The sequence below is a fragment of the Streptomyces sp. BR123 genome, from assembly GCF_013401435.1.
Taxonomy (GTDB): Bacteria; Actinomycetota; Actinomycetes; order Streptomycetales; family Streptomycetaceae; genus Streptomyces.
This window is the reverse complement of record NZ_JACBGN010000118.1, coordinates 1-20,297: the sequence shown is the minus strand read 5'-3', so window position 1 is coordinate 20,297 and position 20,297 is coordinate 1. Positions and strand designations below refer to the sequence as shown.

19 protein-coding genes and 3 pseudogenes are annotated in these 20,297 nt (G+C 70.0%); 9 read left to right on the top strand and 13 right to left on the bottom strand.

What is annotated here, in order from left to right:
• Positions 1-1,948: Ig-like domain repeat protein (locus HYE82_RS19315; RefSeq protein ID WP_218782804.1), on the top strand; the 1,948-nt coding region annotated here is incomplete at its 5' end.
• A gap of 121 nt (positions 1,949-2,069) precedes the next feature.
• Positions 2,070-2,339, top strand: coding sequence for a hypothetical protein (locus HYE82_RS19310; protein WP_179175338.1), 270 nt, complete (start codon positions 2,070-2,072; stop codon positions 2,337-2,339).
• A gap of 104 nt (positions 2,340-2,443) precedes the next feature.
• Here HYE82_RS19310 and HYE82_RS19305 read toward each other — a convergent pair whose 3' ends face one another.
• From HYE82_RS19305 to HYE82_RS19285, 5 genes are all read right to left on the bottom strand, one after another.
• A complete protein-coding gene (locus tag HYE82_RS19305) occupies positions 2,444-4,471 on the bottom strand; it encodes an AAA family ATPase (RefSeq protein WP_179175350.1) in 2,028 nt (675 codons plus the stop codon).
• An 851-nt stretch (positions 4,472-5,322) separates the two neighbouring features.
• The gene (locus tag HYE82_RS19300; RefSeq protein WP_256987428.1) at positions 5,323-6,984 is read right to left on the bottom strand and encodes a hypothetical protein; all 1,662 of its coding nucleotides are present in this window, start codon (positions 6,982-6,984) and stop codon (positions 5,323-5,325) included.
• 41 nt (positions 6,985-7,025) lie between these two features.
• A complete protein-coding gene (locus tag HYE82_RS19295; RefSeq protein ID WP_179175349.1) occupies positions 7,026-7,232 on the bottom strand; it encodes a hypothetical protein in 207 nt (68 codons plus the stop codon).
• Between the two features lie 341 nt (positions 7,233-7,573).
• Positions 7,574-8,065 (bottom strand): hypothetical protein, encoded by a 492-nt coding sequence (locus HYE82_RS19290; RefSeq protein WP_179175348.1) that lies wholly within the window; start codon positions 8,063-8,065, stop codon positions 7,574-7,576.
• Positions 8,066-8,098: 33 nt separating this feature from the next.
• Complete coding sequence (locus HYE82_RS19285; protein WP_179175347.1) at positions 8,099-8,710, bottom strand: hypothetical protein; 612 nt, start codon at positions 8,708-8,710, stop codon at positions 8,099-8,101.
• Between the two features lie 197 nt (positions 8,711-8,907).
• On the opposite strand from HYE82_RS19285, the pseudogene HYE82_RS38230 reads away from it, so the two are divergent.
• Positions 8,908-9,264: pseudogene (locus tag HYE82_RS38230) on the top strand (transposase); the annotation flags it as partial.
• A 106-nt stretch (positions 9,265-9,370) separates the two neighbouring features.
• Positions 9,371-9,541 carry a hypothetical protein gene (locus tag HYE82_RS19280; protein WP_179175346.1) on the top strand — a complete coding sequence of 57 codons (171 nt, stop codon included), beginning with the start codon at positions 9,371-9,373 and terminating at the stop codon, positions 9,539-9,541.
• Between the two features lie 57 nt (positions 9,542-9,598).
• Here the strand turns inward: HYE82_RS19280 and HYE82_RS19275 are convergent, their stop codons facing one another.
• Positions 9,599-10,129 carry an NUDIX hydrolase gene (locus tag HYE82_RS19275; protein WP_179175345.1) on the bottom strand — a complete coding sequence of 177 codons (531 nt, stop codon included), beginning with the start codon at positions 10,127-10,129 and terminating at the stop codon, positions 9,599-9,601.
• 444 nt (positions 10,130-10,573) lie between these two features.
• On the opposite strand from HYE82_RS19275, the gene HYE82_RS19270 reads away from it, so the two are divergent.
• Positions 10,574-11,113 (top strand): transcriptional regulator, encoded by a 540-nt coding sequence (locus tag HYE82_RS19270; protein ID WP_179175344.1) that lies wholly within the window; start codon positions 10,574-10,576, stop codon positions 11,111-11,113.
• Complete coding sequence (locus HYE82_RS19265) at positions 11,110-12,417, top strand: MFS transporter (protein WP_179175343.1); 1,308 nt, start codon at positions 11,110-11,112, stop codon at positions 12,415-12,417. Before HYE82_RS19270 ends, HYE82_RS19265 begins: the two co-directional genes overlap by 4 nt.
• A 484-nt stretch (positions 12,418-12,901) precedes the next feature.
• On the opposite strand, the gene HYE82_RS19260 is transcribed toward HYE82_RS19265, so the two are convergent.
• Positions 12,902-14,017, bottom strand: a complete 1,116-nt coding sequence (locus HYE82_RS19260; RefSeq protein WP_179175354.1) for a serine hydrolase domain-containing protein — start codon at positions 14,015-14,017, stop codon at positions 12,902-12,904.
• A gap of 377 nt (positions 14,018-14,394) precedes the next feature.
• Between HYE82_RS19260 and HYE82_RS19255 the strand changes: the two genes are divergently transcribed.
• Positions 14,395-15,276 carry an AraC family transcriptional regulator gene (locus HYE82_RS19255; protein WP_179175342.1) on the top strand — a complete coding sequence of 294 codons (882 nt, stop codon included), beginning with the start codon at positions 14,395-14,397 and terminating at the stop codon, positions 15,274-15,276.
• Between the two features lie 503 nt (positions 15,277-15,779).
• Positions 15,780-16,142, top strand: a complete 363-nt coding sequence (locus tag HYE82_RS19250) for a hypothetical protein (RefSeq protein ID WP_309144379.1) — start codon at positions 15,780-15,782, stop codon at positions 16,140-16,142.
• On the opposite strand, the pseudogene HYE82_RS38225 reads toward HYE82_RS19250, so the two are convergent.
• The 5 genes and pseudogenes from HYE82_RS38225 to HYE82_RS39550 all read right to left on the bottom strand — a co-directional run.
• Positions 16,114-16,419 (bottom strand): annotated as a pseudogene (locus HYE82_RS38225) (hypothetical protein); the annotation flags it as partial. The gene HYE82_RS19250 and the pseudogene HYE82_RS38225 sit on opposite strands and share 29 nt — an antisense overlap.
• 87 nt (positions 16,420-16,506) lie before the next feature.
• Positions 16,507-16,752: a hypothetical protein gene (locus HYE82_RS19245; protein WP_179175341.1), complete on the bottom strand. Its 246-nt coding sequence runs from the start codon at positions 16,750-16,752 to the stop codon at positions 16,507-16,509.
• Between the two features lie 385 nt (positions 16,753-17,137).
• Complete coding sequence (locus HYE82_RS19240; protein ID WP_256987426.1) at positions 17,138-17,806, bottom strand: protein-L-isoaspartate(D-aspartate) O-methyltransferase; 669 nt, start codon at positions 17,804-17,806, stop codon at positions 17,138-17,140.
• Positions 17,807-18,119: 313 nt separating this feature from the next.
• Positions 18,120-18,449 (bottom strand): hypothetical protein, encoded by a 330-nt coding sequence (locus HYE82_RS38220; protein ID WP_179175340.1) that lies wholly within the window; start codon positions 18,447-18,449, stop codon positions 18,120-18,122.
• A 244-nt stretch (positions 18,450-18,693) separates the two neighbouring features.
• Positions 18,694-19,230: pseudogene (locus tag HYE82_RS39550) on the bottom strand (DUF4132 domain-containing protein); the annotation flags it as partial.
• A 78-nt stretch (positions 19,231-19,308) separates the two neighbouring features.
• Between HYE82_RS39550 and HYE82_RS38215 the strand changes: the two are divergent.
• On the top strand, positions 19,309-19,725 hold the full coding sequence (locus HYE82_RS38215; RefSeq protein WP_256987425.1) for a hypothetical protein: 417 nt from the start codon (positions 19,309-19,311) through the stop codon (positions 19,723-19,725).
• Between the two features lie 56 nt (positions 19,726-19,781).
• Here HYE82_RS38215 and HYE82_RS19225 read toward each other — a convergent pair whose 3' ends face one another.
• Positions 19,782-20,231, bottom strand: coding sequence for a hypothetical protein (locus tag HYE82_RS19225; protein ID WP_179175339.1), 450 nt, complete (start codon positions 20,229-20,231; stop codon positions 19,782-19,784).
• Positions 20,232-20,297: the final 66 nt, after the last annotated feature.

The following is a 20,297-nucleotide window of genomic DNA, read 5'->3' as shown; positions in this document are numbered from 1 at the left end:
TGGTGATGGGAGCCCGGCGGAGACGGTGGCGTTGGTGGGTGGGGTGGCTACGGCCACGCACGCCTACGCTTCCACGGCGGGTAGTCCGTATGGCGTCACTGCCGTCTACAGCGGGGACAGTGACTTCCAGGCCTCCACCGGCACCGACACCCACACCGTGAACATCGCCCTGACGACCACCACGGTCACCTCGGCACCCGACCCGTCCCTCACCGGTGAACAGGTGACGGCCACGGCGACGGTGACGGCGAACGCCCCGGGTGCGGGGACACCGACAGGGATCGTCACCTTCGACTTCGGCGACGGGGCCGCGCCGGTCCCCGCAGTCGTCGTGGGAGGCACGGCCACAGCCACCCACACCTACGCCACCACGGCCGGCAGCCCGTACACCATCACCGCCGCCTACGGCGGCGACAGCAACTACTCGGGTTCTTCCGGCACCGACCCGCATGTGGTCACCGCGGCGGACACCACGACCACGCTGACGGCCTTGCCGGATCCGTCGGCCGTGGGTGACTCGGTGACGGCCACGGCGACCGTGACCGCGAACGCCCCGGGCGCGGGGACACCGACAGGGACCGTCACCTTCGACTTCGGCGACGGGACCACGGTCGACGCAACCCTGGTGGGCGGCGTCGCCACCACCGGGCACACGTACACCACCACTGCAGGCAGCCCCTACACCATCACCGCCACCTACCAGGCGAACGGCGACTACACCTCCTCCACAGCCACCGAGACCCAGACGGTGACCCCGAACCCGACCACGCTGACGGTGACCTCCGCACCGGACCCGTCCGTGGTGGGCCAGCAGGTGACGGTGACGGCGTCCGTGACCGCCCCTGCGGGCGCGGGTACGCCGACGGGCAACGTCGCGTTCGACTTCGGCGACGGGACCCCGACGGTGACGGCGGCCGTGGTGGGCGGCGTCGCCACCACCGAGCACACGTACAGCACCGCCGCAGGCAGCCCCTACACCATCACCGCCACCTACGAGGGGGACATCGACTTCACCGGCTCCGTCGGCACCGACCTCCACACGGTGGAGCCCGGTACGGCCACCGTGCTGGTGACGTCCGCTGCCGATCCGTCGGTGGTCGGTGAGCCGGTGACCGTCAATGCGACGGTCGTCCCGGACATCCCGGGCGCGCCGGTTGCGACGGGAACGGTGGTGTTCGACTTCGGCGACGCCAGTCTGCCCGTCACGGCGTCCCTCATCGACGGCTCAGCGGAGGTCTCCCACACCTACACGGACACCGCAGGCAGCCCGTACACCATCACCGCCACGTACAGCGGGGATGTGAACCTCTCCGCTGCCCTGGGCGTGGACACGCAGACGGTCCAGCCGACCGCGACCACGGTGACGGTGACCTCCGCACCGGACCCCTCCCTGGTCGGCCAGGAGGTGACGATCACGGCGGTCGTGACCTCGGCCCAACCGGGCGCGGTCACGCCGACGGGCTGGGTGGTCTTCGAGTTCGGCGACGGGTTGACGAACGCCGCGCCGCTGGTGGACGGGGTGGCGACGATCTCCTACCTCTACTCCTCCGCCGATGGCAGCCCGTACACCATCACCGCGACGTACGCGGGGGACCTGAACCACGTCGGCGCGGCCGGCACCGACACTCAGACGGTGGAGCCGGCGCCGACCACGCTGTCCCTGGCGTCCGGTCCCGATCCCTCGACGGAGGGTGAGCCGGTCACCTTCACCGCGCTCGTGACCTCGGACATTCCGGGCGCCGGGACGCCCACGGGGGCGGTGCTGTTCGACTTCGGCAACGGAGACACGGCGAGCGCAACATTGACGGGCGGGCTGGCCACGCTCACGTACGCCTACCCCTCCGCAGTCGGCAGTCCCTTCACCATCAGCGCGACCTACAGCGGGGACGGGGACTTCCTCGGAGCCTCGGCAACGGACACCCAGGAGGTGAACGCGGCCGGGCTGTAACCACCCTCGACAGCGGCCGAACCGGTCGAACGAACCGGCAGAGACCAACAGCCGCCGCCGCGCCCCTCCCGCCCCGCACCCGCGGGGCCGGGAGGGGCGCGGCGGCGTTCGGGGGAGTGCCATGGAACCCGGGGAGAGCGACCCCGAGGACCTGGCCCACATGTCCCCGTACCTGACCGAGCACACCAAACGGTTCGGCGCTTACTCCACGCACGAACTCGGCATCGAGCCGGTGGTGTACGACCCGAAGCTCAACGTCGACTTCACCCTGCTGCGCGGAGGGATCCGAACGTCGTCGGCTTGTACGAGGCCGCCGGATGCCGGATGCCGGATGCCGGATGCCGGATGCCGGATGCCGGATGCCGGGTGCAGGATGCCGGCCGCCGGGTGACGGGTGCGGCCAGGAGAGGTGAGGCGGCGAGCAGCCTTGTGCGCGCGTGCCGGTGTCTGTACCGCGCCGGGTGCGCCCGCGGCGACGACGCGGGCGACGAGCCGTCAGGCGGGCAGGACGGTGATGGTGCAGAGGCGCTTGGTGGCCCGGGTCAGGGCTACGTACAAGTCCCTTTCCCCACCGGGGCGGGTCGTGATGATTTCCTCGGGGCTGAGGACGACGACCCCGTCGAATTCCAGGCCGCGTGCTTCGGACGCCGGCACGATGCGTGCGTGGTGAGCGATGCCCCGGGCCGTCAGCTCGCTCACCCTGCTGTCCGCGCAGATCACTCCCAGAAGCTCGCCCGGGTGCGCGGTGCTCTGGGCGCGGAGTTCCTGAACGACGGCGGTGACCAATCCGTCCGGAGGTGTGGTCACGGTGCGAGGGCTCTCACCGCTTCGCAGCGACCGTGTGGGTTTCTGGTCCGGAGCGATCCGCGTGAGCAGGTCCCGGACGCTCTCCAGGATCTCCTGCGTGGTGCGGTAGCTGACGGTCAGGTGGTGCAGTTTGAACCGCGGTCCGATGTGGGGGCTCAGTGCTTCCTTCCAGTCGCGTGCTGTCGCGACCGGCCCTGCCTGGGCGAAGTCACCCACCAGCGTCATCGCCTTCGACGGGCAGCGGCGGACGATCATCCGCCACTGCATGGCGGTCAGTTCCTGCGCCTCGTCGACGACGACGTGCCCGTACGTCCGCTCGGGGGGCCCGTCGACCAGGCTCGCCGCCTCGTCCAGCAACGGCACGTCGGCATCGGTCCACGGGTCGTCCGGACCGCGCAGCAGAAGGGAACGCTCTTGGGCGGTCAGTCGGGGCAGGCGCTCGGTGAGAGCGTCGGCGTTCGTCAGGAGCGCCTTCACGAGGTCACCGGGTACCAGCCGCGGCCACAACACCTCGACCGCTCGGTCGACACCGGCGTCGTCGAGGAGATCGGCTCGGATGGCGTCCAGGTCCAGCTCGTGGACCGGACCCGAGTCGGCCGCACCTTCGGCACGGCGCTGGGCGGCTCCCGTGAACCGGTCGAGGTTGATGCCCGTCATCCTTTCGGCATCGGCGTCGATCTGCTCCAGGAGGTCGCCCATGTCTCGTTGCATCGCGTCGGTGACGGCGTCGACCAAGAGCTCTTTGAACACCTGGCGCGCTGGGTTGTGTCCCGCTACGGTTGCCACGGCGGCGTCGCGTGCCGTGGCCACCTCCTCGCCGGAGAGGCGAACCAGTTCCTGTCCGACCCGCACGGTGAAGTCACCGGCGGGGGCTTGGTGGACGCGCAGCAGGCCGGCCAAGGCGTCGGCGAGGTCGGAGCTGCCCTTCAGACGCGCCGTATCGAACGGGCCCACCGTGTCCGTGGACACTCCGGCCAGTTCCCGGCAGGTCGCCAGAACGACGTCGTTCTCCCCGAGCGAGGGAAGGACCTGGGAGATGTAGTCGAGGAACCGGGCGTTCGGGCCCACCACCAGGACACCCTCCTCCGCGGCGCGCGGGAACGCGTACAGGACATAGGCCGCCCGGTGCAGGGCGACCACCGTCTTGCCGGTGCCGGGCCCGCCCTGCACCACGGTCACCCCGCGGTGGGCGGAGCGGACGATCTCGTCCTGCTCGGCCTGCAGCGTCGCGACGGCCGCGCGCATCCTGCCCGTACGCCGGGCCGACAGAGCCTCGGTCAACGGACCGTCCCCCACGACGTCCTCGTCGGTCGGGGCGGTCCCGTCCAGCAGTTCGTCGCTCACCGAGATGACCGCGCGCCCCTCGAGGCGCAGGTGCCGGCGCCGCCGCAGGTCCATCGGGTGGACCGGTGTCGCCTCGTAGAAGGGCCGCGCCGCGTTCGCGCGCCAGTCCACGAGCAGGGGCAGGTCATCCTCCTCCGTATGCAGTCCGATCCGCCCGATGCGCAGCGCCGTGCCATCCGTCCAGTCGATGCGCCCGAAGACCAGCCCCTTTTCGGCGCCCTCCAGCCGGCCGATTTGCTTGGCCAGACGCTCGGCGGCGATTTCCCTCTCGTATGCCTCGCCGGCGCTTTCAGCCGGGGCCTTCAGCACACTTGCCCGCTGTGCCCGCACCTCGGCGATCCGCTCGGCGAGCAAGTCGTACAAGGAGGACACGTAATCCCGCTCCGATTCAACCGCACGCGCGGCGGAATCATTCATTTTCGACAACAGGGGGCTCCTTTGATTCGAGCCACACCATACGGTCGAAGTTCCCCAAAGATAAGTCTTGACTTGATCGTTGGATCCATGGCCCTACGGCTGAGGCCTTTTCCATCACCGGTCCGAGTTGGCCGATTGCCGGGTGAGGACGGCCTGGACGAGGGCCCTGGGCGAGGGCGTCGATGCCGTTGTACGTGGGCCGCGCGGACGTCGTGGCCAGCGCCGGGCAGGGCCGGTGAGGGCCGGTGAGGCCCTCACCAGCCGGCCGAAGGGATCGGCCAAGAGGGGTGAGAGTGAGCTGAGCCGGCCGGCCGACAGTCAGGCGCCGCCAGCGGGTACCGATCTCTTGGCGGCGCCGGCGGACAGGAAGCGCAAGACGGAAATGGACACGTCCGACGGTTAGGCAAGCACCGGAAGCCTATGGTGGAGACGGATTTCGTGGTCGAAGAACCGTCTACCGGGTGCTTCGCCTGGCTGTCGGCAAACTACCGCCCTGACCGACGGGCCGGAAAAAGAAAAGTGTATCCATGGCGGCTGACCGTATGGCGCATCACACATTCTGTCGTTCCGTATATCGCCAATTGCCTGCCTTGTGGGTGAGCCCGCCCTTGCATGCCGGCGATGTTTTGCCGCGCTCGGGAAAAAAGGGGGAAGGCCCGGCGAGGCGACCGGCGCCATCCGCCCCGCCGTCGCCGACCTCATGCCCGGGCACACCGCCGATCGCCAGGACACCCCGGCACCGGAGACCGCGGCCACCCTCGGCATGCCGGGCAAGGGCCCCAGCCATCGTCCTTGCACCGTTCAATTCACAGAGCCACCGTGGCGGCGAGGGCGATTACTGCACTTCGGGTCCAGGAGCACTGGGCCTGTTGCCGCGTGGAGGGATCGTCGCCGGCGTGGTAGCCGAATGCTCCGTCGGTGTCTTGCTGGGCGAGGAGGAAGGCAACGGCGTCCTGGGTGATGCGGTGCCGGCCCCATCCTTCCCGGGCGAGGGTACGTACTGTTCCGGCGAGTTGGCCGAGGTGGTAGGTCTCTGTGGCTTCGCGCAGGGACGCAGCGGACTGCAGAAGGCGCGACCTCTGCTCACGGGGCGTGGACGCCCGGGGGATGGCTGCGGCAGTCGATGGGCTGAGGAAGCCGAGGCTGATCAGTCGATGAACCCCTTCCGCAACGTCGGCAGGCACGGTGGGAAGTGAACTGACGACATCGGCGGTGTTCGTGAGGAAGGTGTCCAGGGACGGGCAGCCGACTCCCGCTGCACGCAGAGCCAGGGCGAACTCACCGGCGACTTCCATGCCCTGCTCCTGCCAGAGACCCGGGTCCGCGTCGGCGAGGAGCGCGGCGCAGTGTTTGAGGGCCGGCCGGGCAAGGTGGTGTTCCCCGATTGCGGCGGCCCCGAGGGCAGCGGCCGTGACTCCGGCAAACCCCACACGCGGGTCCTGCGCCATGCTTTGGTCGCACAACCACACCACGGCGCGCCGCAGGGGCGACACCAGGGACGTGTCCGGAGTCGGGAGAGTCGGGCGTGGGCTGTCCACGCGTCGGGGGATTCGTGCCAGTAGGCCGGCGAGGGCGGTGACGATGGTGGTGTGGTAGCCCTCTGCCCAGTGCCGGAACTCCTCGTCGCCACTGTTCAGTCCGGGGTGGATGATGCCTTCGGGCCCGTTCACGCGTCCGTTGTCTTCCTGGACCGATTCCAGGAAGGCCCATGCCCGGTCCGCCGCCTCGGAGGCGGTGATGCCAAGGCAGTACAGGCAGCACAGCAGTTCCCCGACGAGGTCGGCATTGGCACGGGCTTCGGCCAGGACAAGGAGCGCTTCGATGAGTTCGACAGCCCTGCCGGAGTCGTGGCCGCGGGGCCATGCCGGCTTCCGCTGACCGAAGTCGGTCGCGTAGAAGAGGGTGTGGGTGATGGCGTAGATGTCGCGGTCGGCCAGCTTGAGGACGTTCGGGCGCCGGCACAGGAGGGTGAACGGCAGAACCGCGTCCATGGGCGGCAGATCGTGTTCGACGCCGCACAGGTACAAGGTGTGGATCAGGTCCAGCTGCCGGTAGGGGACCCGCTCGAACGCTGCTGCGTACCCGCCGTCGACAGCCTGTTGGATGATGCGCCGAAACTCCGGGTCCTCACGGCCGCACAGCCGAAGCGCAGCGTATGTTCCCGCGTACAGCAGGAGGGCCTGTTCGTCCCGCGCGATCATCTCGCGGTACGAAGGCTGGGCAGCGATGTCCTCGACCTGCTCGAAGATGGCCGCGAAGTCGCCGGCGAGAGGTGCGTCGTCGAGCCGGGCACGCAACCCCACCAGAAAGGCCGTCTCGATCAGCGCTTTGCGAGTGAACAGCACACGGTCCGGCTGGGTGGTGCGGGGGTCCAGCAGTCCCCGGCGCGCAGCGAGCCAGGCAACAGCCCGGTCTTCCACCGCGCGCCTTCGAGATGACTGGACGCCGGGCGCTTCTGGTTCCATCATCGAATCCTCCCGGCAGTCACCTTTATGAGGGCTGGTCAGGGTCAGCTGTCTGAGGGCGTGGCCGCGTCCGCTACTTCGTTGGCGACGACCAGGACGTAGCGTTCCCAGGCCAGTACGTAGCCCGCGACGTCGTCCAGCTGACTGACCTGACCGACCACGCGCTCCAGGGGAACACTGAGATCGACCAGACCACTACTCCTGAGGAAATCAAGCGCCTTACGCGCATCGACCGGCGGCGGACAGGTCATGACGAACCTCCTGCTCGAAGTCCAGCATTTCCCGTCCACCATCCTCCAATTCACCACGATAGGGGAATACGCAGGAAATAACTCATACCATCACACGTGAGGCGAATCCGCTTGATCGAGCCCGGGAAACAGTGAACCGAGCCCGTGGTCGGCATCCACGACCGCCAGGAATGGCAGTACACCGGGCCTCCGGCCCGACTTACACCGTAGGCGTGTCCTGCAACCTCATGCGTGGTGATCACGAGCGTGCTCATGGTGCAGCGAGTACGGCGACCCGGGATCCCTACTTCGCCGTGAGGGGTTCCAGGACCACGGACTCACCTCCCGCGCGGTGTCCGGCTTCATGTGCGTGATGCCGAGGACTTGTCGGGCTTGAGGGTCTGCTGCAGCGTCCAGTTGAAGATCCGGCCCGCCTGCGCCAGGGGCCCGGTCAGGCCGGGGCTGAAGTTCTGGTACCACTGCTGTTCCTGCCACAGGATCGCCAGCAACAGCTTGCGGCTGATGCCGGTCTCGGCCGCGGCCCGGTTCAGTGCGGCGAACTGGGCCGGGGAGACGTTGATCGGGTGCGGGCCGTCGACGCCGCCCGACAGGGCCAGGGCGACGGCGAGCGGGGACCCGGGGGTGAGGGCCTCCTTGGCCAGCTTCGGGTCGGATATGGAGGTGAGGCCCTCGATCGTGCGGAGGGCGCGCGCCGTGTCCACGTCGGCCTGGGTGGCCTTCCGCAGGGCGTCGAAGGTGATCCCTTGTGCGTGGTTGACCGGTTCGAGGTGCTCGGTACTGCCCTGCGGCACCATGACGGGGTGGGACAGCTGGACCCGGCCGCTGTCGTCCACCTTCAGGTCGCGGGAGCGGGCGTAGACACGGCCTCAGGGTTGTGCAGCTGCACCACCACGCCTCGCCTCGGACGGGCGGAAACGCACGAAATCCACCGCGTCCCTGTTCGTGGCGAAATCAACCCGCCAGTGTCCGGCCCCGAGCTCGATGACGGCTACTCCGTCAAATGCTTGGATCTGTTCCGGATCCGCGGCACCGTTGTAGGCCGAATCGAACATGTAAAGGCGACCGTCGGACAGTGAGATGACATCCGAACCGACCGTGTGCCAACTCTGCACGGGGACACTCCCGGGATCCTCGTCGGCGCCGTCGGCCGATGAGCGCACGAGGATTCCGCCCCCGCTGTCCGCTTCATCCGCTTCGAACCATGTGTGGATCTCACTGTCCAGCACCAGGACGGGCTGCCCCTGCACCTCGACCCATCCGAAGCCCCCGAAGGGTGTCGCCTCGGAAACCGACGGATCGCACGCCCGGTCGTAGTCGCACTCCGGGCCGCCCGGAGTGCCCCAGGACCAGCCCTCGGGAACCTCTGCACCCACAGGAGGCAGGGTTCCCCGCCAGTGCTCAGCGAGCTCTGCCGGGATCACGACGATCGGTCCGCCACCCGAATCGGTCCAAGGCCGGCCACGTTCATCAATGTTCATCCCCAATGAGCACATCCCTGTTGAGATCTCTGCGCGCCACGTACTTTGGCGGCATCGATAGTATTTCCACTCAAGCGGCCCGGGCCCGGCAGAGGGGTGCAGGCGCGACGACCTGCCACGTCCAGCGGCTGGCTGCCCGTCCGGCCGTCGAGGTCTGTCCGGTCAACGGTGGATCTGTGAACAGGAAGTGACACCTGATGACAGACGTGACCGTGTGGGCTGAGGCCGTGGAAGAAGTGCACGGCCGACGGGATCATGCTGACCGCGCAGGGCGGGCTCCTGCAGCAGCTCACCAAGAAGATCCTCGATTCCGCTCTCGAAGGCGCGACCACCGGTCCGCAGACCGGCAGGAATTGCCGGCGCCGGCTGACCGGCGCGGACGAGATGGTGCTGTCCTTGCCGGCCCGAGGTCTCACGGGCGGGGAGACATCGGCTCACCTGGCGGAGGTCTACCGCGCTGGGTGTCCAGGACGAGGACCTCCAAGAGCACCGACAAGGTGATCGGCGGCATGACCGAATGGCAGAACGGTCCTCTCGACTCGGTGCACCTGGTCCCACGCGTTCACGATCTCCGACGATCGGCCTCCGCCCCCGGCGTTCGGCGGTCCCCGGCCTTCGCAGATCACCGACCCCGGCGAGTTCCTGTGGGTCAGTGAACGAATGCCGACCGAATCGGGGCTGAGGCTGCTGAACGCCCCGGCCGCCGGACACCGCGAGATCCGTCCGGCGGCCGCGTACGGGACCGCCGCGCGTGAGGAGTTCGCCAAGTTCCTGTCAGAGGGCGCCGACCGGACCCGGAAGACCGACCGGTACAGCCCGTCGCAGAGCTGAGAGCGCAGCCGAAGTGCGGCCCCGGTAGCCGAGGCCGCGTGGCGTTGGCCGGCCGGCTCAGGCCTTGAGGTCCAGCAGCAGGGCCATCAGGCCCACCAGTGTCGCGCTGCTGACGATCTCCCCTCGGGTGATCATGCCGGGGATGTCGGTCAGCGGGATCCATTCCAGCCGGTCCGACTCGTTGCGTTCGGTGGGCTCGCCGATACGCCGGACCCCGTCCGCGCGGAACACGAAGTGCCGGCTGTCGGTGATCCCGGCCGCCGGCTGCGCGTGGACCAGCGCACTGACGGCCTCCGGACGCCACCCGGTCTCCTCCTCCAGCTCCCGGACGGCGGCGATCTCAGGGCTTTCACCGTCCTCGACCAGTCCCATGGGCAACTCCCAGGCCCAGGTGTCCGTGACGAAGCGGTGGCGCCACATCATCAGCACGCGCTGCTGCTCGTCGACGGCCGCCGCGACGGCGAGGTCCCGCAGCCGTACGACGTGGTAGTCGGTGCGGACGCCGTCCGGCTGCTCCACGTCCAGCGAACGCAGCCGTACCCAGGGGGTGTCATGGAGCGTGCGCTCGCCGTGAACGGTCCATCGCATGTCGTGCCTGCTCTCAGGGGTTATCGGGTCGGACATCGGTGTGCCGCGGTCTCGGGCCTGAACTCCTGAGGCCGCGGTGGACATGGGGGAGCCCCGGCGGCGAGGCCCCGGCTCCCCGATGTCCTTCCATCGAGGGCAGTCGTATCACCGCCCCGATGTTTGTGGCTCAACCGGCCTTGCGGGCCTGGGCCGGCCCGTCGGGTCGATCGCCTCGGGAAGGGGAAGGCTCCTCGGCCAGGGTGACGACGCCCGGAAGGGCGGTCACGGTCTCCACGCACCGGCAGTTGGAGCGAAGTCGCCGCGGGTGCGGGTTGTGGGAGGCCGAGAAGGAGAGTGCAGGAGCCGAGACCTCACGGGCTGCAGGGGCTGGACAGCCGATTCCGCAAGCGAGCCCGGACCGAAACCCCCTTGCCCAATGGTCAAGAAGTGTTGACCATTGGGGGCATGCCCACCGATGATCTTCCCGAGACGTTCCACGTCACCACTGACGAGCAGCTGCGCGCCGTCTCCAATCTCACGCGTCACCGGATCATGGCCGTGCTCCGCTTCGAGCCCGCGACGATCACGCAGATCGCCGAGCGAGTGGGCCTCGCGAAGGGGAGTTCCAGCTACCACGTACGGCTGCTCGAACGGGCCGGCCTGGTGAAGGTGGTACGGACGCGGAAGGTGCGGGGAGTCAACGAGCGGTACTACGCGATGGCCGCGCGGGCGATCGTGCTGCCGGATCCGGGCGAGGGCGGGCCGGATGTGCTGATGCGGCACGCGGTGGCGGACCTGGAGGCTGCGCCGGCGGATGGTGAGCGGCACGTACGGATGGCGCATCTGCGTCTCACCGACGAGCAGTTCGCACAGCTGGGGGCGCGGCTGCAGGCGCTGGCGGACGAGTACCGGGAGCTGTCCGATCCGTCGCTGCCGGACGCGTCACTCGTCTTCGCGCTGTTCCACCCGGCACCGCGCCGGCAGGCCGAAGAGGAGGCCGAGTGAGCTCAGGCGTGCGGAAGCCACCGACCGCGTTCGGACGGCTGTGGACCGCGCAGACGGTGTCCTCGCTCGGTGACGGCGTGACTCATGCTGCGCTGCCGCTGCTCGCGCTGACGTTGACGCGGGATCCGATGGCGCTCGCCGTCGTCACGGCCGCCGGAACGCTGCCGTGGCTGCTCTTCGGGGTGCTCGGCGGTGCGCTGGTGGACCGCTGGGATCGCCGGCGCACGATGTGGATCGCGGATGCGGTGCGCGCAGTGCTGCTCGCGATACCGGCGGCAGCGGCAGCGCTCGACGTGCTGAGCATTCCACTGCTCGCGGCCGTCGCCTTCTTCCTCGGCCTCGGCGGACTCTTCTTCGACACGGCTGCCACGGCCTACCTGCCGGATCTGCTCGGCCGCGATCCCGCGCTCCTGGAGCGCGCCAACTCCCGCCTGCGCGCCGCCCAGACCGCCGCGTCCGGCTTCGCGGGGCCGCCTGCGGGCAGTGCCCTGCTCGCGGTCGGGCGGGCGGTTCCGCTGCTCGCCGACGCGGTGTCGTTCGCGCTCTCCGCACTGCTCGTACGGTCGCTGCCCGCCGCACCCCGGCCCGTACCGCAGGCCCGTGAGTCGCTGCTGCGGCAGGCTCGGGCCGGCGCCTCGTACGTATTCCGGGATCAGTTGCTGCTCGGGCTCGCGCTGCGTCCGGCGGTCGGCAACGTCGCCTTCCTCGCCGTGGAGACCGTACTGGCCCTCTTCGCGCACGACCGCCTCGGCATCGACAGCTTCGGCTTCGGCCTGCTCCTCACGGCGGAGGCCACCGGCGGTCTGCTCGGCGCGGGCATCGCCTCCTTCCTCGGCCGACGACTCGGCACCGGCGCCGCGCTGACCTGCACGGCCGCATGCGAGGGACTCGCCATCCTGGGCCTTGCCGTCGCCCCGAACCCGTACGTCGCCGGGCTCGCGCTCGCCGTTTGCGGGGCGGGCATGGGCGCCACGATGGTGCTCGGCCCCTCGCTCCGGCAGGCGATCGTCCCCGCCCACCTGATGGGTCGGGTCGCCTCCACCTCCCGCATGCTCGCCATGTGCGCCGCCCCGTTCGGCGCCTTCCTCGGCGGCTGGCTGGCCACCACCTACGACGTACGCGCCCCGCTCTTCGCCGCCGCCGGCCTCCTCCTCACCATGACAGCCGTCACGTCGACCATGACCGGCAACCGCCGGGTTGAAGCGGCGCTGCGTGCCGCTGCCGCCCCGGCCGGGGATCCGGATCACCCGGAATCCCGGGGTCCCGTTCAGGAGGGTGCCATTCGGGCTCCGCGAGATCGTTGAGCCAGTGCCAAGCCCGGCTCGGCGTTCCTCGCCGCGCCGCCGGGGCCGCCGGGCACCTGGCCTCTACGGGATGCAACGAGCGGCCCAGCGAGCCGGGGCCGCCTGCCTCGATGGCGAACGGATGGCGGCCCAGGACGTTGATGTACCGGTCCTCTCGCATCCGCCCTCCTGCTGGGGGCGGTTGAGACACGAGGGGGCGTCCCTTCGACGCGTGGGACTGACCTGGCTGTGGCGCAGGTCCGGCCCGCGAGGCGGTCGTGCGGTTCGGCCTCGGGCGCGGGCTCCGCAGTGGAGCCAGTGGGCCATGCCGTCGCGGCCGTTGTCTGCGGCGCCGGCCGAGTCCTTCCGGGAGACCGGGGGCCTGCCGTCCATCGGTCCCTTACCCGAGGGCGCCGGGCGTCACCTGACGTATCCGTGACGGGAAGGAGCGTCGGGCCGTGCCCATGACACGCCGGGGAGGACGCGGCGGCGGCGTGGTTGCCTGTCAGTGCAGTCCGCTGTAGGCAGCCATGATGATCTCCATGCCGCGGTTGTCCTCCTGCCGGTCCCGGTCGATCATCTGGTTCATGACGTAGGCCACCGTCATGCGTGAGCCGGGGTCGCTCGCGACCAGCGAACCGCCCCAGCCGCCCCAGCCGAAGGTGTTGCCGAACTTGCCGAAGCCCGCCGTCCAGCACATCGGCGTCCCCAGGATGCGGTCCTCACCGCGGAACACCTCCTGCCACGCGGGCTCGCAACCCCGGGGGGACAGCAGCCGCACGCCGCCGGCCGTTCCCTGGTTTGCCAGTACCGACTGGACAAGGGCGACAGAGCGAGCGTTGCCGAAGCCGTTTACCGCAGGGATCTGCGCACGGCGCCAGGCCACTGAGTTGGCGTCCTTGACCCGGACAGCGGCTCCGGTGTTCTCCCGGGGTACGCCGTCCGGTCCGGGCGGTGCGTCGGCGGTGTAGTCGTCGGTCAGTGAAGGTGGCGGGATGAGCGGCGCGAGGCGGTGGTCATGCTCCGCAGGGAGTCCGATGTGGAAGTCCGCGCCCAGCGGCTCAGCCACTTCCTCGGCGAAGAACTCGCCGAGACTGCGGCCGGTGATGCGGCGGACGATCTCACCCACAAGGAACCCGAAGGTGAGCGCGTGATAGCCGGCTGCCCTTCCCGGTTCCCAGTCGGGCGCCTGCGCGGCCAGCCCCGCCGTCACGCGCTCCCGGTCGTAAAGCTCCTCGACCGCCCTTGGCCCGGCCAGGTGAGGCAGTCCTGCGGTGTGCGACAGCACGTGCCGTACCAGAACGTTCTCCTTGCCGGCCGCGGCGAACTCGGGCCAATAGGCGTAGACCGGCGCGGACAGATCGAGCCGGCCCCGGTCGGCCAGGATCAGCGCACACAGTGCCGTCATGTTCTTGGTCGTCGAGTTCACGCCGACGATGGTGTCGCGCTCCCAGCTGACGGAACGGTCCGCATCGGCGTACCCGCCCCAGATGTCGACCACCGGCTCGCCGTCGATGTAGACGGCCGCCGAGGCGCCCACGTCGTCCTTGCCGAGCAAGGCTGCCAGCGCCTCACGGACTGCGGCAAACCGCGGCTCGCAAAATCCCTCAACATCAATCACAGGTGTAAGCCTCAGGCAGCGCCGGGGCTCCGGCCCGATAATTCCCGCACCGGTTTTGTCGGGCGGCGCGCGATCGAGTTTTCTGTACTCCATCAAGACCGCCTGACGGCCGCGCAGCCGACCGTCCGACCGTCCGACCTGCCGTATCGGCAGTTGATCCCGGGGACGCCCCGGCCCGGGATCACCCGTCGAGCTTGTGCGTCACGGCAGCCCAACCCGGCGCCGGAACCGCAGCGTCAGAACCGCCAGGAGCCGCACGCGGCGAGTGGCTGGCATGGGCTGGGCTGGGCTGTCGGCCGCCGGGGCTCCTGCGGCTGGGACTGGTTGGCAGGTGGCCGCTCCTACAGAGAAGACACAAGGACGAAGGACGGATACGCATGCTGGAGCGGCTGAATCAGGCGCTGGACCACCTGGAGGCTTGCCTCGATCGGGAGATCGACATGTCCGAGGTGGCCCGGATCGCCGCGGTGTCGGAGTACCACTTCCGGCGGTTGTTCTCCGCGCTCGCCGGCATGCCGCTCCCGGCCTACGTGCGGCGCCGGCGGATGACGCTCGCCGGTGCCGAGGTGCTGGCCGGAGAGCGGACGCTGCTCGATGTCGCGGTGCGGTACGGGTACGGCTCGGGCGAGGCGTTCGCCCGGGCCTTCCGGTCGGTGCACGGCATCGGGCCGGGCGAGGCCCGGCTCACGGGTGCCGTGCTGACGTCCCAGCCGCGGATGTCCTTCCGTGTCGTCGTCGAAGGGGGTACGACCATGCGGTACCGGATCGTGGAGAAGGAGTCGTTTCGGGTCATCGGCAGGAGGGCCACGGTCCCGCTCCTGCACGAGGGGGTGAACGCGGCCGCCGCGGCCCACGTGGCGAGCCTGGACGAGCAGGCGATCGCCCGGATGAAGGGGCTGGCCGACGGGGAGCCGGAGGGGATCCTGTCGGCGGTGGTGCACCTGACCGACAGCCGGGAGGAGGGCGCCGAGGTGGACTACTGGGTCGGCGTGGCAACCGGTCCCGGGGTGGCCGCCGAGGAGCTCGAAACCCTCGACGTGCCGGCCGGGACCTGGGCGGTCTTCGACAACCACGGGCCGTATCCGAACGCGCTCCAGGAGCTGTGGCGGGACGTGTTCACCCAGTGGTTCCCCTCGAACCCGTACGCGAGTCGGCCGGGACCGGAACTCCTGCGGACCCAGCCGGTGGAGATCGGCGCGGAGACCGACTCCCAGCTGTGGATCCCGGTCGAGCGGGGCAGCGCGAGCGCGCGGACGTGAACACCGGTACCTGGACGTCGCCCCCGCACGGAAGCGTTCCCCCGGCCCATCGGCAGGGCAGCCTCAAACGTGCTGCTGCGTACAGCCGGCCCTATGAGACAACTGTTGTCGGCGATGGGAGTGGGGCCACAGGCCACCCACGGCGTCCTCGAACATGCCGACGTGCTCGTCGCCGTGGTGGATCTCCGGGTCGACTACCCGGCTGAAGGATGCCTCTGTCGGCGCTCGTAGGTTTCCTCCGACCACTTGCTGGTCAGCTTGAGGAACGCGCGGTTCTCTCATCGGCCGTGCGCCAGTCCTCGAAGGCTGGGCTCGCCGCTCCGTGAGTTTCGTTCCACGAGAGGCCTGGGAGGCGCGCCGAGTTTTCGGTGCTGAGTCCTGCAGCCGTGCTGCCGAGTGAGATCGCCGGTACGTGCTGCGGCAAACAGGGTGGCGGCCTGCCTCGCGGTCCGGGCTCCGAGTTTTCGGACCGCCGGCTTCGTCCATGACGGATGATCCACCCCGTGGACGGAATTCTCGATATTGACGAAGCGGCTGCGGCTCTGGCTCGGCAGGCGTTGCGCTGGAGGTCGGCCGGCTTCGAAGTCGGCCAGGTAACCTGGAGGGATGCTGAGGCGTCGTGGCCCCAGCCTCTGGAGACCGAAAGGGCTCGGGTCCACGACCTCGACTCCGTTGGCGTGGTCATCTCTGGGCCGGGGGAGGCCGAGCTGTCGCTCGTGCTTTTCCGCGGTGGCTGGGCCGACGTGGACTTCGTAGCCAGTCTCGACGACTTCGGCTCCCTGCCCGCCTCAGGTATCGCCTCAGTGCCGGACTTCGAGTCCCGGATGAATCAGTGGGTCACTCGTGTCTTCGGCGACGTTCAGTGAGTGCGGGTCCGTCTCGCTTCAGCCGGCGGCCGCTGTGCGGCTCGGCCCTGGTGGTGGCGCGGCGGTAGGAGTTGGTGCCGGTCTCGATGATGTTGCCGCGGAGGACTCGTCGGCGATGGCCACGCTGTTCTTCTCCTCGCGTCCGGTCAGGACCTGGGCGAGGAGTCCGGCGCCGCGGCGGCCCTGTTCCATGTAGCCGGGCCCGTCAGAACAGGTCGACGTGTGGCCGGCTACCGGTCATGGCGGCCGCGGTGCCGAGCGCGATCAGCAGGTGGGACAGTCACCGACCACAGTATGTGTGCCAGAACCCGAACTGCTGTGGAAACGCTTCTCCTCGTACAGAGCCAAGTTTGATCAGCCTCGGTCATTGACCGCAGTCGCCCTCCACGGTCACCTCGGCGGGCCAGGTGCCGTGCTCGATGAAGTACGCCACGGCATGGCCAGCGACATCGAAGGCGACAGTGTCTCGGTCGGCATAGCTGTCGACCTGCCCGTTGGACAGTACGTAGCCATCGGAGGAGCTTTCGCCGCGCGGATCGACGAGATGCTCACCAGGGTTGTCTTCCCCGTCCAGCAATGCGACCATCGCGCGTTCGCCGTTGGTGACCACGGCCAAGAGCCGCCCCGCGTCATTCTCGAACCACGTCTCCCGGGTCCCCCAATCCCACCGACTTCGAAGCAGTTGTCGAGCTTCCTCGCCGGAGTAGGCGTGACCAGGAGAGCCTTGCAGGTGCCAGCGGTTCGTAGTAGTCAAGGAACTCCTGCCTCGATCTGGCGTCTCCGAAGAGCCAGGGCCGGACACGGGCAATGACAACGCCGGGACAGCGTCTGAAGAGGTCCCCATTCTCCCACCCACCACTGCAGTCAAGAACGGCGACAGGGAGCTGCTTCAATCTCTTGCATCAAGGACATGGGCAAGCCTAGCCGGGCAGCCGGCGGAGTGTTACGGCAGGGGGCGGGCGGTATTCGCCGGAGCCGGCACGGTCGCCGTGGCTTCAGGCACTCTCCTCGGCGTACCCGTGGGCCCCGTACAGGCGGACGAATCGGGCCGCGACGACCGTACGGCGGCGCCCGAGGCCCTCGGGAAGGCACGTGTACAGCTCCACCTGCTCCCGCCCGCCCGGGCCCACGGGCTGGACCAGCCGCCCGCCGATGCGCAGCTGCGCCACCAGCGGATCCGGTACCTGCGGGAACGCCGCGCAGACCACGACGGCGTCGTACGGGGCCCTGTCCGGCGCGCCCAGCGTGCCGTCGCCGAGGACGACCTCGACGGTGCCGAACCCCTGGGCGGCCAGCCGGCGGCGGGCCTCCACGACCAGCTCGGGCCGGCGTTCGATGCTGACGACGTGCCGGGCGAGTCGGGCCAGCAGCGCGGTCTGCCAGCCGTAGCCCGTGCCGATCTCCAGTACCTGCTCGCTGCCGGTCAGGCCGAGCGCGGCGACCATCAGGGCCACCAGCGAGGGCTGTGTGGTCACCTGGCCGCCGGGCAGGGGCACGGGGACGTCCCGGTAGGCGGAGCCGGCCTCGGCGGCGGGCACGAACGCCGCCCGTGGGACGGTCCGGATGGCCTGCAGCAGCCGTGCGTCGGTCACCCCGGCCGTCCGGGCCGCGAGGACGAGGTGCTCGCCGGAAGCCTCGTGGAACGACGGCCTCATTTCCTCCATCACCACTCCCAGGGCACTCCCAGGTACCCCCTCCTCCGATGATGCGCGCACGGACGGGACCGGTGAAGACCGCTTGCGCAGGGCGAGCGGACGGTGGAGATCCGGTGGCGGCGGGCCGGATCCGGCGAGCGTGCGTCGAAGCGGCACCCGGTCGTGGATCACCGGCCGCCGCGGCCGCCTTCCGGTGCCGTACGGGAGGCCTGTCGCGGCGGAGACCCGGGTGGCCGTGCCGGTGCGGGCGCCCCGCATCCACGACAGCCGAGGGGGCGGGATCGGCCTCCCTCCGTCCTGCGGTTGTGCGTGCCGCCGACCCTCAGCCGCCGGCGAGGGCGACGAGCCTGATGAAGACCAGGTCCGGATCGGTGGTGAGGTCCACGACCTCGTCGAGCTCCTCCGCCTGGCGGTCGCCGGCCAATACGAAGAACCCGTCGGCCGCGGAGGCGCGCTCGGCGATCTCGGCCTGGCGCTCCCAGTCCAGGCGCCGGGGTTCGCGGAGCCGGTAGCCGTTCGGCTGCCTCTCGGCGCCGTCGGGGCGGACGAGGCCGTGGAAGCGGCTGCCCGGGCGGGCGTTGTGCCGGTCGACCTCTTCGCGGACCCGCAGCCTGATCAGCTCCCGTACGGTCATCCGTTCCGGCAGCCCCACGAGCTGCCACCCGTCCCCGACCGGCTTGCCCGTCCGCCAGCGGAACCTCCTGCCAGCGCCGGCCGTCCCGCCGCTCGAAGCGGACCTGGTCCGTCGCGGCGTGCTCCGGCTGGTGGCCGTAGTCGCCCGAGGCCGACTCGTGGTGGAAACAGGCCCGCCACTGGCCGTCGCCGAACTCCGCGCGGGCCAGCCCGTCGTGCCCGCCGTCGTACGGGCCGAGGAAGTTGGCCTGCCAGCCGCGTTCTTTGAACAGCGCGTAGAGCTGCCGGTAGTGGACGATGTGGGCCGCGAACCGGTTGGAGTAGACGCCCGTCTCCTCCTCCGCCGGAGTGGGCAGGTAGACCTCCCGGAAGACCTGCTTGAACGGCTGTCGCAGGCGATCGGCGACGAGCCGCTCCCGCCAGGCCCGGACGGCGTCCGGCGACGCCCGGACGGGGTGCCACAGCCGGACGCGCTCGGGACGGCCGGGCGGCTCGGCCGTCTCGGCCGTCGGCGCCACCGCCCGCCACTCGCCGTCCGCCTGTCGGTACTCCCAGACCAGGCCCCGTACGAGGGTCCCGGTGACGGGATGGTCGCGGTAGTGGCGGCACCACTCGTCGTAGGGCCACTCGCGCCCGGCCGACATCAGCGCCTCGACGCGGGCCCGCTCACCCGACAGCGTCCCCCGCACCGCCTTGGCCAGGTCCTTGATCTGCCGGAGCGCGTCCGGGAAACCGTCCTTCACCGCCGCCGGAGCCGTGCGGGACGTCGCCCCGTCGCGGCGGGTGAAGGTGACCCGCACGGTCGCCGCGTCCTCGATGGCGACCCGTACCCGGTGTCCGCCCAGCTCCCGCTCCAGTGAACCGTCCGACGCCAGGCCGTGATCCGGGACACTGCGCTCCACGAGCTGCTCGGCCGTGGTGCCCTGCTGCCCGGCGGCCGTCACCAGCGCGGTGTCGAGCTGTTTGCGCAGAGCCCGGTGCCTGATCAGGGAACGCAGCCGGCACAGGGTTTCCACGGAGGCCGGATCGCCGGTCTGCGCCAGCGCATTGACCGCCGCGCCCGCAAGCTTGAGGTCCTCGGTCACACCGGCTGCGGGCCCGCCGCCGGTCCGCAGGGCGAGCGCGCCGAGGTGCTGCACCGCGGCCCGGCCTCCGGTCAGCGCCGCCGCCCAGACCACACCGCGCGCGAGGTCCCCGTCGGACTGGTGGACGACGTAGTGGTAGTGGTGGTCGTCGGGGAGCCAGGCGGTGTGCGGACCGCTTTGCCTGCTGCACAGCGGGTGACGGGAGGATGACATGCGGCACTGACAGCGCCCCGGGCCGTCCGTTGCGTCCCGGCCCGTGCGCCTGCTCAGCGCCAGATCGTCTGGACAGAATCGAACTGCACCCAGGTGATCGGGTTCCCGCCGTTGCCGCCGTAGACGGTGAGGGACCCGGCGGTGTTGACCTCGAAACGGCAGGCGTTGATGCCCTGGCTGTTGTTGCGCGGGGCGGTGGCGCGGACCAGGGCAGTGGGGCGAAGCCCGGTCGGCAGGGTGGCGATCTTCGTGTCGCCGACCAGGTTGCAGGTCACCGAGCCGCGTGCCTGGAGGAATACCGTACCGGCGATGGTGATCAGCCGGACCTGGGGAGTCGCCCCCGTCTGGGCGGCGACACCCGGTTCGAGGACGAGATCGGTCCACGGCTGCGCCTCGACCCCGCCGGCGGCGACGGCGGGGGCGGCGGCCAGCAGGTTCGCGGCGGCCAGCGTGGCGGGCAGGGCGAGCGCGGCACCGAGGACGCGGCGGCGGTTGTGGGACATGGGTGGTTGGTCTCCTTGGTCTTGCGGAAGGTCGGCGAGGGGGGGCAGGGGGAGGAGGAACAGGGG

What these genes read in the sequence shown, in the direction of transcription:
- HYE82_RS19310 (WP_179175338.1), top strand. Translation starts at nt 2,070, where the DNA reads ATGGAACCCGGGGAGAGCGACCCCGAGGACCTGGCCCACATGTCCCCG.
- HYE82_RS19300 (WP_256987428.1), bottom strand. Translation starts at nt 6,984, where the DNA reads ATGATGGAACCAGAAGCGCCCGGCGTCCAGTCATCTCGAAGGCGCGCG.
- HYE82_RS19295 (WP_179175349.1), bottom strand. Translation starts at nt 7,232, where the DNA reads ATGACCTGTCCGCCGCCGGTCGATGCGCGTAAGGCGCTTGATTTCCTC.
- HYE82_RS19285 (WP_179175347.1), bottom strand. Translation starts at nt 8,710, where the DNA reads ATGAACATTGATGAACGTGGCCGGCCTTGGACCGATTCGGGTGGCGGA.
- HYE82_RS19280 (WP_179175346.1), top strand. Translation starts at nt 9,371, where the DNA reads ATGCCGACCGAATCGGGGCTGAGGCTGCTGAACGCCCCGGCCGCCGGA.
- HYE82_RS19275 (WP_179175345.1), bottom strand. Translation starts at nt 10,129, where the DNA reads ATGCGATGGACCGTTCACGGCGAGCGCACGCTCCATGACACCCCCTGG.
- HYE82_RS19270 (WP_179175344.1), top strand. Translation starts at nt 10,574, where the DNA reads ATGCCCACCGATGATCTTCCCGAGACGTTCCACGTCACCACTGACGAG.
- HYE82_RS19255 (WP_179175342.1), top strand. Translation starts at nt 14,395, where the DNA reads ATGCTGGAGCGGCTGAATCAGGCGCTGGACCACCTGGAGGCTTGCCTC.
- HYE82_RS19240 (WP_256987426.1), bottom strand. Translation starts at nt 17,806, where the DNA reads ATGGAGGAAATGAGGCCGTCGTTCCACGAGGCTTCCGGCGAGCACCTC.
- HYE82_RS19225 (WP_179175339.1), bottom strand. Translation starts at nt 20,231, where the DNA reads ATGTCCCACAACCGCCGCCGCGTCCTCGGTGCCGCGCTCGCCCTGCCC.